Source organism: Algoriphagus yeomjeoni (assembly GCF_003259505.1).
GTDB lineage: Bacteria > Bacteroidota > Bacteroidia > Cytophagales > Cyclobacteriaceae > Algoriphagus > Algoriphagus yeomjeoni.
Genome location: NZ_QLLK01000003.1, coordinates 345,880 through 361,321, shown reverse-complemented (window position 1 = coordinate 361,321; position 15,442 = coordinate 345,880). Strand labels below are relative to the sequence as shown.

The 15,442-nt window shown below is 40.1% G+C and carries 10 protein-coding genes; 7 read left to right on the top strand and 3 right to left on the bottom strand.

Annotated elements, in window-relative coordinates:
• Positions 1-76 precede the first annotated feature (76 nt).
• Positions 77-1,756, bottom strand: coding sequence for an energy-dependent translational throttle protein EttA (gene ettA, locus LV83_RS07100; protein WP_111610844.1), 1,680 nt, complete (start codon positions 1,754-1,756; stop codon positions 77-79).
• Positions 1,757-1,888: 132 nt separating this feature from the next.
• On the opposite strand from ettA, the gene LV83_RS07095 reads away from it, so the two are divergent.
• The 5 genes from LV83_RS07095 (at position 1,889) to LV83_RS07075 (ending at position 11,147) form a co-directional block, all read left to right on the top strand.
• A complete protein-coding gene (locus LV83_RS07095; protein WP_111610843.1) occupies positions 1,889-3,136 on the top strand; it encodes a DUF349 domain-containing protein in 1,248 nt (415 codons plus the stop codon).
• Positions 3,137-3,214: 78 nt separating this feature from the next.
• Entirely contained in the window at positions 3,215-3,436 is a 222-nt protein-coding gene (locus LV83_RS07090; RefSeq protein ID WP_024284896.1) for a DUF2795 domain-containing protein, read from the top strand.
• A 482-nt stretch (positions 3,437-3,918) separates the two neighbouring features.
• Entirely contained in the window at positions 3,919-7,605 is a 3,687-nt protein-coding gene (gene purL / locus LV83_RS07085) for a phosphoribosylformylglycinamidine synthase (protein WP_111610842.1), read from the top strand.
• A gap of 335 nt (positions 7,606-7,940) precedes the next feature.
• Positions 7,941-10,565, top strand: a complete 2,625-nt coding sequence (locus LV83_RS07080; RefSeq protein ID WP_111610841.1) for an Eco57I restriction-modification methylase domain-containing protein — start codon at positions 7,941-7,943, stop codon at positions 10,563-10,565.
• A gap of 3 nt (positions 10,566-10,568) precedes the next feature.
• Positions 10,569-11,147: a hypothetical protein gene (locus LV83_RS07075; RefSeq protein WP_111610840.1), complete on the top strand. Its 579-nt coding sequence runs from the start codon at positions 10,569-10,571 to the stop codon at positions 11,145-11,147.
• 192 nt (positions 11,148-11,339) lie between these two features.
• On the opposite strand, the gene LV83_RS07070 is transcribed toward LV83_RS07075, so the two are convergent.
• Positions 11,340-11,759, bottom strand: coding sequence for a helix-turn-helix domain-containing protein (locus LV83_RS07070; protein ID WP_111610839.1), 420 nt, complete (start codon positions 11,757-11,759; stop codon positions 11,340-11,342).
• A 1,325-nt stretch (positions 11,760-13,084) separates the two neighbouring features.
• The gene (gene tnpA, locus LV83_RS07065) at positions 13,085-13,546 is read right to left on the bottom strand and encodes an IS200/IS605 family transposase (RefSeq protein ID WP_111610838.1); all 462 of its coding nucleotides are present in this window, start codon (positions 13,544-13,546) and stop codon (positions 13,085-13,087) included.
• 376 nt (positions 13,547-13,922) lie between these two features.
• Here tnpA and LV83_RS07060 point away from each other — a divergent pair, with 376 nt between their 5' ends.
• Together LV83_RS07060 and LV83_RS07055 are read left to right on the top strand one after the other, a co-directional pair.
• Positions 13,923-14,390: a hypothetical protein gene (locus LV83_RS07060; RefSeq protein WP_111610837.1), complete on the top strand. Its 468-nt coding sequence runs from the start codon at positions 13,923-13,925 to the stop codon at positions 14,388-14,390.
• A gap of 263 nt (positions 14,391-14,653) precedes the next feature.
• Positions 14,654-15,322 (top strand): DUF6266 family protein, encoded by a 669-nt coding sequence (locus LV83_RS07055; protein WP_111610836.1) that lies wholly within the window; start codon positions 14,654-14,656, stop codon positions 15,320-15,322.
• Positions 15,323-15,442 lie beyond the last annotated feature (120 nt).

Below are 15,442 nucleotides of genomic sequence, written 5' to 3'. Positions count from 1 at the left end.
TTTGAATTATTGCCTTCGACTCCGCTCAGGCTGACTGAACACTGCGACTGCTTACTATTTTTAGCTTTCTGACTTCTTATTTTAGATTTTTGTATCGAATCCTCTTCGGCTCTACATCACCCAATCTCTTCTTCTTATTCTCCTCGTAGTCGGAGAAGTTACCCTCAAACCACACCACCTGAGAATCTCCTTCAAAAGCCAGAATATGTGTACAGATTCTATCCAGGAACCATCTATCGTGAGAAATTACCACGGCGCAACCACCGAAGTTCTCCAAGGCTTCTTCCAACGCACGAAGTGTATTCACATCCAAGTCGTTGGTAGGCTCATCGAGAAGCAGCAAGTTACCGCCTTCTTTTAGCGTCAGCGCCAAGTGAACTCGGTTACGCTCTCCACCGGAAAGTACTCCCACCTTTTTCTCCTGATCTCCTCCACCAAAGTTGAATTTGGAAACATAGGCTCTAGAATTCACCTCTTTGTTCCCTAGTTTCATCAGCTCGTTTCCTTCAGAGATCGTCTGATAAACTGTTTTATTTGGATCCAAAATATCATGTCCCTGATCGACATAGGCCAGTTGAACCGTTTCTCCAACTTCAAAATTACCAGCATCCGGTTTTTCTTGTCCCGTAATCAATTTGAAAAGCGTGGATTTACCAGCACCATTGGGCCCGATCACACCCACAATTCCACCTTGAGGTAAGGCAAAAGTCAAGTTTTCGAACAACAGTTTATCTCCGTAGGCTTTGGACACACCATTAACTTCGATCACTTTCGCTCCCAAACGCGGTCCCGGGGGAATAAACAATTCAAGTTTCGCTTCTCTCTCTTTGGATTCCTCTCCAACTAACTTATCATAGGAGTTAAGACGTGCTTTACCTTTTGCCTGACGGGCTTTGGGCGACATCCTAATCCACTCCAGCTCTCGCTCAAGCGTTTTCTGTCGCTTGGATTCTGTTTTCTCCTCCTGCTTCAGACGGTTTTGCTTTTGATCCAGCCAAGAAGAATAATTTCCTTTCCAAGGGATACCCTCCCCACGATCAAGCTCCAAAATCCATCCGGCTACATTATCCAAGAAATATCTATCGTGAGTTACAGCAATGACGGTTCCCTTATAATTTTGCAAGTGCTGCTCCAGCCAATGCACGGATTCCGCATCCAGGTGGTTGGTAGGCTCATCAAGAAGGAGCACGTCTGGTTCCTGAAGAAGTAGACGGCAAAGTGCCACTCGTCTCTTTTCCCCTCCAGAAAGGTTTGCTACGTTGGCATCACTAGGCGGCAGTCGAAGCGCGTCCATTGCTTTCTCCAGCATAGTGTCCAATTCCCATGCGTTGGCAGCATCTAACTTGGTTTGCACTTCACCTTGCTTCTCGATCAAGTCATTCATTGCATCTGGATCTTCCATCAAGGCTGGATCCATGAATTTCTCATTGATATCCTCAAATTCCTTTAGCAAAGCAACAGTCTCAGAAACCGCTTCTTCTACTACTTCTTTCACAGTCTTAGTAGGATCAAGTTTTGGCTCCTGTTCCAGCATCCCTACAGTATAGCCAGGTGACCAAACAACCTCGCCTTGGAATTCCTTATCCATTCCGGCGATGATTTTTAGTAGGGAGGATTTACCCGAACCGTTCAAACCTAGAACCCCGATTTTGGCTCCATAAAAAAATGAGAGATAGATATCTTTGAGGACTTTTTTCTGTGGCGGATAGATTTTTGAAACTCCTGCCATGGAAAAGATGATTTTTTCTGAACTCATGCGTTATATTTTTACTTAGAAATTGCACTTAAGAATCAAAGATGGCAAAAAAACCGCTTTCTTAGGATAAGTGCTTTTGAATTAATTAATTTGCGGAAATTCGAAAACCGCCACCTAACCTACTGTAGAGCAATGGAGCATCCGTATGGATATATCAAAAACGACAAAGTTTATTTGAAAGGTTTTTTGGGGCAGGACGATAGGATAATCGGTGAAGTAAAAGAAGATGAAGCTTCTACGCTTAAGTATTTTGAGGATCGATTTGAGCAGCTCAAGGAAAAAGTAGAGAAGCTCAAAAATGACATTCAAGAAAACCAGAACAAAGGTTCTTTCTTGATGAAACTCATTCACCTTAGAGAATCGCTTATGCAATCTGATGCATTGGGGGATTTTGAACCACTGATCAAGGACCTAAGCCAACAAGAGGAGTACCTGAATGAAATCATACAGGTAAACCGTACCAAAAACCTTGAAGTAAAAAAAGGGTTAATTCTAGAAGCTGAAGAGAAAAAAGACGATACTGACTGGAAAGAAACCACCGAGTTTTACAAGGAACTAAAACTTCGCTGGATCAAGACTGGCCCTGTAGATAAAGAACATCAAGAAGAAATCGAAGGCACTTTCAATGATATTGTTCAGCATTTCTTCGAAAACAGAAGGCATTTCTTTGAAGGGTTAGCCCTTCAGGCAGAAGAAAACATTAAAGTGTACGAGGCACTGGTCGTGCAAGCTCGAGAGGCACATGATTTTCCAGATGCTAAGACAGCCTTTGACATCTCCAAGAAAATCCAACGTCAATGGAAAGAGGCTGGAAAAGTGCCTGCAGAAAAACGTCAGCCACTTTGGGATGAGTTTTCTAAACTGAATAACCGAATTTTCTCTCGCTATAAAAGAACGCTTCAAACTGGTCCTCAAATGAACCCTCGGGAACTAATGAGGAAAGTAGAAACCTTAACAGAGGAGATCAAGGCCCTTTCAGGAAAACCAACTTCTTATGAACTGATCGGTAGAGCCAAGGCTATACAGGAAGAGTGGAGAAAACTACCACCACGCAAGCCGAGAGAAGCAAATTTGATCGTCAGATCATTCCAATTCTTCTCCGACATCGTATTTGAGAAGGCATTCTTGGAAAAATTGGTTCATGGTAAATACCAAGACTTCGACGAAAAACCAGAAGCGGAACAAATTCAGATAAAAACGGCTTTACTAAAAGATTTATTGAAAAGAGATCAAACTGAGCTGGAAGCGGCACAAAACAATACGGAGAATTTCCGCGTTCAGTCAGCTGATTTTGACATCATGATGAAGAAAAAACTATTTGCTGTAAAGCGGAAGGTTGACGTTAAAAATTATATTTTAAAACAACTTTCTTTTAAATAGTAAATACACAATTGGATATTTCAAAAAAAGAATAATTTTGCAACCCTTAAACTCCGGAACTCCTTTAAAATAAACATTATGTACTGGACACTCGAATTAGCATCCTATCTAGAGGACGCCCCCTGGCCAGCCACCAAGGATGAATTAATTGATTATGCCATCCGATCCGGCGCACCAATGGAAGTAGTAGAAAACCTTCAAGAATTAGAAGATGATGGCGAACCTTATGAGACCATCGAAGAAATTTGGCCTGATTATCCGACCAAAGACGACTTCTTCTTTAACGAAGACGAATATTAAATTCAAACAGCCCTGAGTGATCGGGGCTGTTTCTTTAAGTGCCATTTGGTCTAAGCCTACCTGCATGCAGCCCGTCTGGTTCAAGTCTTCAGACTTGGACCTACATTAATGAAGTCTCCCGTCTGGTTCAAATCTTCAGACTTGGATCCACCATAATGAATTCTCCGGACTTCCATTTCAATTTCAAAGCATAGCAGTCTGAAGACTGCATTGAACAAGGCACAAGTCTGAAGACTTGCGCCAATCAATTCCGGTTGTTCAAATGGTCTGGTTCAAGTCTCATGACTTGGACCTAAATTAATGAAGTCTCCTGACTTCATATTTCAATTCCAAAAATTTGCAGTCTGAAGACTGCATTGTAATAGGCACAAGTCAGGAGACTTGCGCCAATCAAGGCCATTCAAGTGACGATATTTTTCAATCTTTCAATCTTTCAATCTCCCCCTCAATTCCGTACCTTTGCATCTTACCAGCCAAAGGACATGATTTTCTTCTTTGAATCCCCTCAAAAAACCGTTTACGCTGTACAATCTCCACAACCTTTCGCATCCGAAGACTTAGAAAAGCTGACTTGGCTTTTCGGCGGAGCCACAGCGATCAGCAGCCCTTCACTTTCTGGAGAATACTCAGGACCCCGCAAGGAAATGATTACGCCATGGTCCACCAATGCCGTGGAAATCACCGCAAACATGGGAATCCCTGGAGTCATCCGTATCGAGGAGTTTTTCCCGCTAAATGAAGGAGATCAGATTGACCCAATGCTTCAGCATGCATTTGATGGACTGGATCAGGAGATTTTTGATATCCACCTGCAGCCAGAAGCTATCGTAGAAGTGAACGATATCGCTGCTTATAATAAGGAAAACGGATTGGCGCTGAGTCAGGTAGAAGTCGATTACCTGGACAATGTCTCCAAGCAATTGGAGCGACCGCTGACGGATTCTGAGGTTTTTGGATTTTCCCAAGTGAACTCAGAGCATTGCCGTCACAAGATTTTCAACGGTACTTTTATCATAGACGGAGTAGAAAAGCCACAGACACTTTTCCAACTCATCAAAGAAACTGCAAAAGCGCATCCCAATCGGATCGCTTCGGCTTACAAAGACAACGTAGCATTTGTTGGCGGACCAAAAGCCCAGCAGTTCGCGCCGAAAACTGCGCATCAGGCGGACTTCTTCGAAACCCGAGAGATCGACACCGTCATTTCCCTGAAAGCTGAAACACACAATTTCCCAACTACCGTGGAGCCTTTCAACGGAGCTGCAACCGGTGCCGGTGGAGAAATCAGAGACCGTATGGCGGGTGGAACAGCCTCTATTCCTTTGGCAGGAACGGCGGTTTATATGACTTCTTACCCACGCTCCGAAAAAGGAAGATCTTGGGAAAGCAAGCTGGAGGAACGCCCTTGGCTGTACCAAACCCCGATGGATATCCTGATCAAAGCTTCCAACGGAGCTTCTGATTTCGGGAATAAATTCGGTCAACCCCTGATCTCCGGATCTCTCTTGACGTTCGAGCACGAGGAAGATGGCAAGCATCATGGTTTTGATAAGGTAATCATGCTGGCTGGTGGAGTGGGTTTCACCAATGCCAAATACACCAAAAAAGACGAGCCAAAAGCCGGTGATCAGATTGTGATCATGGGCGGCGACAATTATAGAATCGGAATGGGCGGTTCGGCGGTTTCTTCCTTGAACACCGGTGAGCTTTCCAATGCTATCGAGCTAAATGCAATTCAGCGATCCAATCCTGAGATGCAAAAGCGAGTTTCCAACGTGATCCGCGCCATGGCCGAAAGCGAAAACAACCCAATCATTTCCATACACGATCACGGAGCTGGCGGACATTTGAACTGCCTTTCTGAGCTGGTGGAAGACGCCGGAGGAACAATCCACATCGACCAACTTCCTGTGGGTGACCCTACCCTTTCCGCTAAGGAAATCATCGGAAACGAATCTCAGGAACGTATGGGATTGGTGATCGGCAAGAAGGATGTGGATACCCTACATCAAATCTCTGACCGCGAGCGTGCGCCATTCTACGTGGTGGGCGAGACGACTGGAGACATGCATTTCAAATTTGAAAATGGTAAAACCGGCGAGAAGCCAGTGGACTGGAACCTGAGCTACATGTTCGGTTCTTCGCCTAAAACCATCTTGGAAGACGATACGACCAATGCAACTTTTGCGGAAGCAAGCTATGAAGCTGACTTGATCCAAGGATACGTTCGCGAGGTGCTTCAGTTGGAAGCAGTGGCTTGTAAGGATTGGTTGACAAATAAAGTGGATAGATCCGTGACTGGTCGTGTGGCGACCCAGCAGACCGTCGGCGAGATCCAACTTCCGCTGAATGACGTGGCCGTGATGGCGCTTGACTTCACCGGAAATAAAGGAATCGCAACTTCCATCGGCCATGCGCCAGTGGCAGCTTTGGCAGATCCTGAGGCGGGTAGCCGATTGGCGATTGCTGAGGCGATGACCAACTTAATCTTCGCACATATTCAGGATGGTTTGCAGGGAATTTCCCTTTCTGCCAACTGGATGTGGCCAGCAAAGAATAAAGGCGAAAACGATAGACTTTATAGAGCGGTTGAGGCCGTTTCGAAGTTTGCGATAGATCTGGGTGTGAATATCCCTACGGGAAAAGACTCCCTTTCCATGACGCAAAAATACCCTGACGGAAAAACGGTGTACTCTCCGGGAACGGTGATTATCTCCTCCGTAGGCGAATGCTCTAATGTGCAGAAAACAGTGAAAACTGCATTGAAACCTATCAAAGGAAGTAGAATCCTATACATAGATTTCTCTAAGGATGACTTCAAACTGGCTGGATCAAGCTTCTATCAGGCCTTGAACAAGGTCGGAACAGAAACTCCAGACATCAAAAACCCTAGATACTTTGCGAAAGCATTTACAGCCGTTCAGGATCTGATCGATCAGACTTGGGTAATGGCTGGTCATGATATTTCTTCTGGTGGATTGGTGACAGCTTTGTTGGAAATGTGTTTCCCTGTGCAGCAGGTAGGCTTGAAAGTGAAAATCGATCGTCTGCATGAGCCGGACATGGTGAAAGCACTTTTTGCAGAAAATCCAGGTATCCTGATTCAGGTAGCCGACGATCACGCAGTGGAAGCCTTACTGGTAGAGGCTGATATCGATTATGTAGAACTGGCAAAAGTGACTGATTCTGGAAACATCGAGTTCGCAGGAAAAGACCTGACGCTGGACATCGCAGAGCTTCGTGATGTATGGTTCAGATCTTCTTATTTATTAGACAGAAAGCAAAGCGGTGAGCAATTGGCAAAAGACCGTTTTGACAATTATAAAAATCAGCCGCTTGCATTTGAGTTTGCAGAAGGATGGAAAGGTAACTTTGCAGCAGCTGGATTAGATCCTTTCAGAACTTCGAAAGGCAAGGCGAAAGCAGCGATCATCCGTGAAAAAGGCGTGAATGGCGACCGTGAGATGGCTTATTCCCTATGGCTCGCAGGATTCGAAGTGAAGGACATTCACATGACCGACCTAATCGCAGGTCGTGAAAACCTGGAAGATGTGCAGATGATCGTCTTCGTAGGCGGATTCTCCAACTCAGATGTCTTGGGTTCGGCCAAAGGCTGGGCAGGTGCCTTCCTCTACAATCCTAAGGCTAAGCAAGCGCTGGACAACTTCTATGCAAGACCTGACACCTTGAGTTTGGGCGTATGTAACGGTTGCCAACTGATGGTGGAATTAGGCTTGGTCACTCCTGATCATTCCGAAAAACCAAAGATGCTACACAATGCATCGCATAAGTTTGAATCCACCTTCGTGAACGTAACCATCCCACAAAACGAGTCTGTGATGCTAGGCTCACTTACCGGACAGAGATTGGGCGTATGGGTGGCGCATGGTGAAGGCAAGTTCTCACTTCCACAAGCAGAAAGCGACTACAACTTCGCGATGAAATACAGCTATGAAGCTTACCCTGGCAATCCAAACGGTTCCGATCATGCAACGGCAGGTATCGCCTCCGCAGATGGCCGTCACCTAGCCATCATGCCACATATCGAGCGAAGCCTGAAGCCTTGGAACTGGGCACATTATCCTGCAGATAGAAGCGATGATTTCACGCCATGGATGGAGGCTTTTGTGAATGCGAGGAAGTGGGTTGAGGCGAATTATGAATGCTAATTTTTTAAAAAAACATGAATTAAACAATCCCTTTGGACATCCACCAAAGGGATTGTTGATTTAAAGAAAACATCTAATTACAAATTAAGAAATACTGGATTACAAATTACTAATAAGGAATTAATAGTTATATTAGAGAAAAATAACCAGCAAAAACAGAAATTTACTCAACAAATCTTGTGATTTTTAGAAAATAAAACAAAGGTTAGTATGACAAATATTGTCATATTTTAAAAAACTAAAATGGCTTTCTAAAAGTAACTATTATCTTTAAAAAATTTAAATCGTCAACTAGAAAGTAAAGTTTCATAACATTTTTGATCACCATCGATAAAATGACCTATATAAGTAGCATACATAGCCAACTAACAAGCCACACTACTGTAGATAACCCAAAGGATTTAGTACTAAATTTTGCTAAGCACTTAGGTTGGAATCCAAGTTACTTCATAGAACCATCAGCCAATGAAAAGTCAAATGGATATCTTGTAATTGAGCATGGCTTAGAAAACTCAGCAATAATTTCATTTCTCACAAAAAGAAATGAAGAGTTAACATCGCGTGAGGAAGAAAATCTATTAGCAATTTCTTATAACAACTTAGTAGGTTGGCACATAACTATTGATGATAGGTATATAAATTATTACTTTATACTGAATAAACAAAATAGGCAAGTTGAGTCAAAAAAGATAGAAATTGGAAATGAAGAAGAAGCCTTAAAAGTATCCACATTCTATGAAGTAATTAAAAGAAAGCCTAATTCAAACATAAGAGCTTTAGATGACGTATTAATAGAGAATATATCAAATTGGAAAAGAATCATTTCAGCCGAATTAAACAATAGTATTGATTTAGTTACTCTGTCTTATTTATTCAATGGAACAATTTTTTTAAGGTCAATAGAAGACAGTAAAAAAAGAGCAAATGAAATAGATTCTCACACCAACATATTACTAGATATATTATCTTTAAACAAAGACATTAACATTTCTAACATATTCGAGATAGCTCAAGAAAAACTTTCAATAAAAATACCTGAACACATAGTTCCAAAGGACAAAGTAAAATTATTTAACAGGTTAGATAACTCTATTCTAAAAAGATATTTCTATAGCTTTTATGAGAATGAATACAACAGATTCAGGTATGATTTCTCTATAATGACTAAGCAAGCATTAAGTAGAATATATCAAAAATATGTTTCAATATTAAGTGTAGTTCAAAGCAATAATCAAGGTAATCTTTTCACTCCAATACCAATAGAAAAAATAAATAAAGATAACGGAGCATACTACACTCCTGAGTACATTGCACGTTTCTTCTCAAAATATATATGCAAAAGGTTTACAGACGGTGAATTTGACAATTTGAAAATATTAGAACCATCAGTTGGTTCGGGAATATTTTTAAGGACGCTATTAGAAACTGAAATAGAGGAGCGCATATCGAAAAAATCAAATTTTAATATAGACAAACTTTTTAACAATGTTACTGGTATTGATCTAGATCCAAATGCTTGTTTAGCAACAAACTTATCATTAACATTACTTCACTATATTTTTAATAAAACTTTTGCGCAGCCAGATATTATCACAGGAGATTCTCTAACCATATTACAAGAAAAAATAAAAAAGAAGGAAAATTTTGATATAGTTATCTCTAATCCACCATATATTAATCAAGATAATAAATCTGAAGAGGAAACTAATAAAAATAAAATCATTCTTGAAGGACTTAATAACGGGAAAATCGACACCTATCAAGCATTTATTAAATTATCCGTTGATATATTAAACCCAAATGGATTAGGATTATTTGTTTTACCACATAATTTTTTAACCGCCAAAAGCTCAAAGAAACTTAGAAACTATCTACTCGATCATTGTTATATAGAATTAGTTGCAGATTTATCAACAATTAATGTATTTGATAAAGTTGGAACATACACAATGCTATTAATTTTTAGAAAAAAAGACCATCTAAAATCATTAAACACCTATACTTGGTTATTAAAGTGCCGAACATCTGTAGGAGAAGCATTAAATCAACTACTGATTGAAAACGAAACCAACCAAAGGCAATACCAAATTTATAAAGCAGAAAATTATTTTAATATCGACGAGGAATGGTATATTTTAAACAAACCAGAATTTGATCTTTTAAATAAATTAAAGAGCAACAAAAATATCGATACCTTCTTAAAAGTAAACCAAGGCATAATAACCGGAAATGACGAGGTATTTATAAGAAATTCAAATTCAATAGATAATAAGGAAAAAGATATTTATAAAACGTTCCTTCCCGACAAAGAAATTGAAAGATTTACTATATCAAAAAAATCTCAAAAGGTGTTGTTTTATCCTTATACTAATAACATAATAATTACGAAGGAAAATCTACAAGATAAATTCCCGAAATCATGGGAATATATGCAAACCCAAAAGAAGAAAATATATACTGAATCAACCGATGTTAAGAAAGAAAAAAGAGTATGGTGGTCTCTACATAGGCCAAGGAGGTCAGAGTACATTAATGCACCGAAAATAGTATGTCCATATATTTCAATCTCTCCTAAATTTGCCTTGGATTTAGAGGGGAAATTTGCAACGTCACGATCACCATATTTTATTTTAAAGGAAGAAAATTTAGACCCAGATTTATTATTCTATTTTTTAGGAATATTAAATTCTGTTCCATGCTATTGGGCTCTATCGCTCCAAGCACACAAACAATCAAGCGGATATAATATTTTCCATTTAAACCTACTAGGTAAAACTCCTGTGCCTGACCCTACATTAACTGAAAATTCAAGTTTAGTCTCTAAAATGATTTTATTGGTTAAAAAAAGAATTATAGAGAAAAATGAACTAAAGAAACTAGATCTTGAATCAGAAATCAATCTTACTGCAAGTGACCTTTACAAACTCAATCCAACGGAACTCGAATTATTAGGCTTGTAGTATATGAGTATAAAAAAAATAAAAATAACTGAGACCGAATTAAGCTCTAAAAGAGTAAAGCAGATAAAGAATATTGTAAAAAAAATTGCTGCAAACAATAGTATTCATCCTACTAGGGTACCTTCGAACTTTGGCGAAAACAAAATTATATTTTGCGTTACGGATAGTTCTAGAATCACTAACTACACTCAATTCAACAATGAATCCAACATCAACGAACGCTTTAAAACTAAAAATAAATTATTCACGGCAAGTTATTACGAGATTTGGGAAAAAGTAACAGGAACAAAACAAGATTACAACCTAAATAGAATATACTTCCACATATATTTAAGTGATTCGGACAAAGAATATATACTTCTTCATACTGACCCTTTAGACAATGATGAAACTCACGGCATGTATAAACGCAGTCCACATTTACATATAAAGCACTCGATAGATAATATAATCCCTCATGCTCATTTTGCACTAAATGTTAATGATTATGATATTGCTCTGTCGACAATAGAAGAAATAAACAAGTGCTTTCAAAATCACATTGAAATGATAGCTCATCAAATATTATTTATAAGAAAATAATCACCCGTTTAAGTGCCGTCAGATTGATTATCTAACCCCGACTTCGTGTAGTCAGGTCGTTCATCTAAGCGTTCTTTACAACCCCGTCTGGAATTAATCATATCGTTCGTCAAAGCTAAGTTTGTAACTACCCTTTCATATCCAATAGAATTTGTGCTTCTCTATGGTTCAAAAAGGATTTTATGGATCAGCCTAAGGATTTTGCTTATTTAATAACTTTTCCAACCTGGCCATCATTTCATCTTTTTCCTTAAGCATCCGTTCGTAAAGGGCAATTTTTTCATCGTGGAGCTTCTTGATTTCTTCTAGTGGATTGATGTGGAATGTCGGCTTGGTATTACCTACAAATGCATCTTTCTCAATATTGAAAGTGTTTGCAATTATGTTGACCGCCTGCTCCTCATTAAAACTTTTAATCGCCTCAGCCGGAACCTTTAAAATCTCCGCCACCTGACGCAAGAGTTCTTCCTCCACTTCTTCCTTTTGCTCAAGCAGGCTGATTTTCTTCTGGGACCAGTCAGGCCCGAGTTCGAAGGCCAGTGACTCCTGCTTGATGCCCATCATCTCACGAAAACGCTTGATATTCCTGCCGTGGTGGATTTTTTCGTTCATATTCTGAGGTATTAGAAAGGGAAATTAACAAAATCTGCCCAAAGTGTTTAGACTAATTTATTCATTTGGGAGGATACCCGCAAGGAAATGGCTGTATTACCTGATAAAACCAGACAAAAGATGTCGGGGATGGGGGATTAAAAATTGAGATTTTGGTTGTATACAGGCCAGGGAGGAATGATGAGCAAATCATATGCTACAACTGATATCGGTCATGCCTATGGCATTCTATAAATCATCAACCATTTTTTTCACCAGCCATTAAAATGGCTGGCTAGCTAATCGGTCATGCCTAAAGGCATTCATTCTACATATGGCCAATTTATCAGTCCCAGAGGGACGGTTCATATCCTAGCCAGAGGTTTCAACCTCTGGAATTTGAATGTTAATAGGATCTGGCAAAGCCCCAGCGGGGCGGACGATATCAGTTGAGCACCAAGCCTGATTTCTATTGTAGAAATTCAATCTATAATTGGATTGATATTAAACAATATCGGCCATGCCTACGGCATTTTGTGAACCATCCGTTTACCATTTGTACCAGCCATTGAAATGGCTGGCTAGGTAATCGGTCATGCCTACGGCATTCATCTACATATGGCCAATTAATGAGTCCCAGCGGGACGACCGATTTTATTGCCAGAGGTTTCAACCTCTGGAATTTGAATGATAATAGGATCTGGCAAAGCCCCATAGGGGCGGACGATATCTATTTACCACCAAATCTTTTATGGAAATGACATGAAGCCATATCGGCCATGCCTACGGCATTTTACAAATCATGTATATACCATTTACCAGCCATTGAAATGGCTGGCTATAGGATCGGTCATGCCTACGGCATTGAGCCCTGAATCTAATTCATATTTCTCTGTAATCGAAGGCTAGCTAATTTATGGCAATCACCAAAAACCGTTCTTTCTTCTCCTCCCCAGTCCCAGCGGGACGAGCGATTTTATTGCCAGAGGTTTCAACCTCTGGGATTTAAATGACAATAGGATCTGGCAAAGCCCCATAGGGGCGGACGATATCTATTTATCAACAAATCTTTTATGGAATTAACATGAAACCATATCGGCCATGCCTACGGCATTTTACAAATCATGGATTTACCATTTACCAGCCATTGAAATGGCTGGCTAGATGATCAGTCATGCCTACGGCATTGACCCCAATTTTTTTTATCAGGAACATAGAGCGTATTACTGTTACACCAATATCTAATCAGTCCCAGCGGGACGAGTGATTTTATTGCCAGAGGTTTCAACCTCTGGAATTCTGAATACCAAATAGCTCAGGCAAAGTCCCATAGGGACGGACGATATTTACTCTAATTCTTTAAAAAGATATTCGGGTAAGAAATCAATCTTATGAGCCTTTAGCATCTCAAGATATTCCTCTCTAAAGGTCATCTTTTCATGATGCTTTTCCTGATTTTTCACATAATCAAAAATATTGGATACCTCTCTTTCGCTGTAAGTAAAAGCACCAAATGCAACTTGCCATTCAAACCTATGCTCAAGAAAATTTGATTCATTTAACCACTTGGAAGATTTTGCTTTTGCACTTTTCATGATTTCAGAAACTGCTTGTTTTGGATAGAACTGAAACAAACAATGAACATGATCAAAATGGCCGCTAACAATTAGAGTCTTCGCCCCAGTCTCATTGATTAGGTTTCCTATTACTCCGTATAGCTCACTCTTAAAAACATCCTGTATAACTGCTTTCCTGTATTTGACCGCAAAAACTGCCTGACAATACATCTTTGAATAGGTATTTGGCATAATAGATTCACATTAATTCTTCAAACTAATTTAATCAATATCGGCCATGCCCACGGCATTTTTGTAAAAACCTTATTCCATTTTTCCCCAGCCATTGAAATGGCTGGCTAGATCATCGCTCATGCCTACGGCATTGATACAACAAATCTCCAATTAACGAGTCCCATAGGGACGAGCGATTTTATTGCCAGAGGTTTCAACCTCTGGAATTTGAATGACATGTTGAAATGGCAAAGCCCCATAGGGGCGGACGATATTATATCTATCTCGCAATACAGATTCTATTGATTCCCAAAGCTGAATAAAATATCCCTCCCAGGAATACCATATGCCGCAACACTTATGCAAATTCATAACCTGACTAAACAAGCTCGTGATGAAAAAAAAGAAGGCAAAAACCACCCTGATAGATTCCAATGAAAAATATGCAGAAATAGGCGATATGTATACCTCTAGATGGCGCAAGTTGGATCTACTTATTCCAAGCAATTTCCGCATGCTCTGTGCAATATTGAATGTAAAGCCTGAACGTATACTGATGGATTTTATGTGGAAACTTAGCTATTCAGTCATTCATGGGGCCACAGAGAAGCAAAGAAAAGCCGGAAAGAAATTCTTTATTGAAGGCGGTTTCGGCCAGCCGGCATACACTAAACAAGACATTAAAAAGATGTTTAACGAGTTGAAATACATCCGGAAACTCACTGATACCACCGAAGCCATGGAAGATGAAAATAAGGAGCTATTCTGGAAAAACAATCACATGTATGTAGAATTCTGGTATAAGCGCTGGTTTGAGAAGAACAGTAGGCTAGATGAGCTGTCGGTGCTGGATGAATATTGATTTGAGTGATTCCTATACTATTTCTATGCACTATAAGCCAGTTCTCCCACTGTCCCTAACCCAATGCTAATCCAGTTAGATCAATCAGATTTATTTTTAAACCATATTATGACCAATACTAAAACAATACTTAAACAGTATTTAACCTTTTAATTATTGCTTTTACATTGTTTAAACTATGCTAGATTTTTTATTAAAAATTAATTTTATTGGTTTCACACGATTGATATTTTATCTTCATCTGTATATCAACTAGTAAGCATATGGCAAGAATTACTAACTCAATCCAAGAGGGGCTATCAGGCAGTGTGGGAGATCTGGTTTTTTACAAAGTGGGCGGAAAAACCTATGCCCGCAGGAAGCCCGGCAAGCAAAGTAAAAGCACCAAAGCAAAAACATCGGTAATCAAGCGTCACTCGCAGTCGGTGAATACCCAAACACATAAATTCCTCAAAAACATCACGCATATCTTACGCTTTGGCTACCAAAACCATGTAAATGGTGCAAGCAGACCTTACCATGCAGCTGTATCCTATACGATGAAAAACTCCTTCAAATTTGAGGGCACTACTGCATCAAAAGTACTGGATATCAGTTTGGTAAAGGTGAGTCGGGGAAGTCTTCTAGGACCTCAAGACCCTAAAGTAGCGCGGGTTTCTGAGGGAGTACAATTCACCTGGACTGACAATTCCTGGCAGGCATCTGCCACCCCTTATGATCAAGTTTTTGTCTTTCTGCTTTCAGCTGAAGGAATTCTAAGAGGTTCAGAATGGGAGTTTCTCGGGAATACAAGAGACAAAGGAAATCATGTTATTCCCATCTCAAGTACACTAGCGGATACGAAATGGCATGCATGGATTGCCTTCAGTCAGGAAAATGCTTGGACAAAAAAAAGAGATTTATCAGATTCTGTTTATTTGGGAACTATATAGTCGGAAATCCTTTTATCCCCTCTCGGCGTAGTCAAATCGTTCGTGGGACCGGGTGTAGTTTGTCCGCCTTGCTCCCGTACAGCTGTCGGGACTGACCCAAGGCTAAAATCATTCACAGAA

Bases quoted from the DNA above. Each gene is read 5' to 3' on its own strand.
- ettA (WP_111610844.1), bottom strand. From the start codon at position 1,756: ATGAGTTCAGAAAAAATCATCTTTTCCATGGCAGGAGTTTCAAAAATC.
- LV83_RS07095 (WP_111610843.1), top strand. From the start codon at position 1,889: ATGGAGCATCCGTATGGATATATCAAAAACGACAAAGTTTATTTGAAA.
- LV83_RS07090 (WP_024284896.1), top strand. From the start codon at position 3,215: ATGTACTGGACACTCGAATTAGCATCCTATCTAGAGGACGCCCCCTGG.
- purL (WP_111610842.1), top strand. From the start codon at position 3,919: ATGATTTTCTTCTTTGAATCCCCTCAAAAAACCGTTTACGCTGTACAA.
- LV83_RS07080 (WP_111610841.1), top strand. From the start codon at position 7,941: ATGACCTATATAAGTAGCATACATAGCCAACTAACAAGCCACACTACT.
- LV83_RS07075 (WP_111610840.1), top strand. From the start codon at position 10,569: ATGAGTATAAAAAAAATAAAAATAACTGAGACCGAATTAAGCTCTAAA.
- LV83_RS07070 (WP_111610839.1), bottom strand. From the start codon at position 11,759: ATGAACGAAAAAATCCACCACGGCAGGAATATCAAGCGTTTTCGTGAG.
- tnpA (WP_111610838.1), bottom strand. From the start codon at position 13,546: ATGCCAAATACCTATTCAAAGATGTATTGTCAGGCAGTTTTTGCGGTC.
- LV83_RS07060 (WP_111610837.1), top strand. From the start codon at position 13,923: ATGAAAAAAAAGAAGGCAAAAACCACCCTGATAGATTCCAATGAAAAA.
- LV83_RS07055 (WP_111610836.1), top strand. From the start codon at position 14,654: ATGGCAAGAATTACTAACTCAATCCAAGAGGGGCTATCAGGCAGTGTG.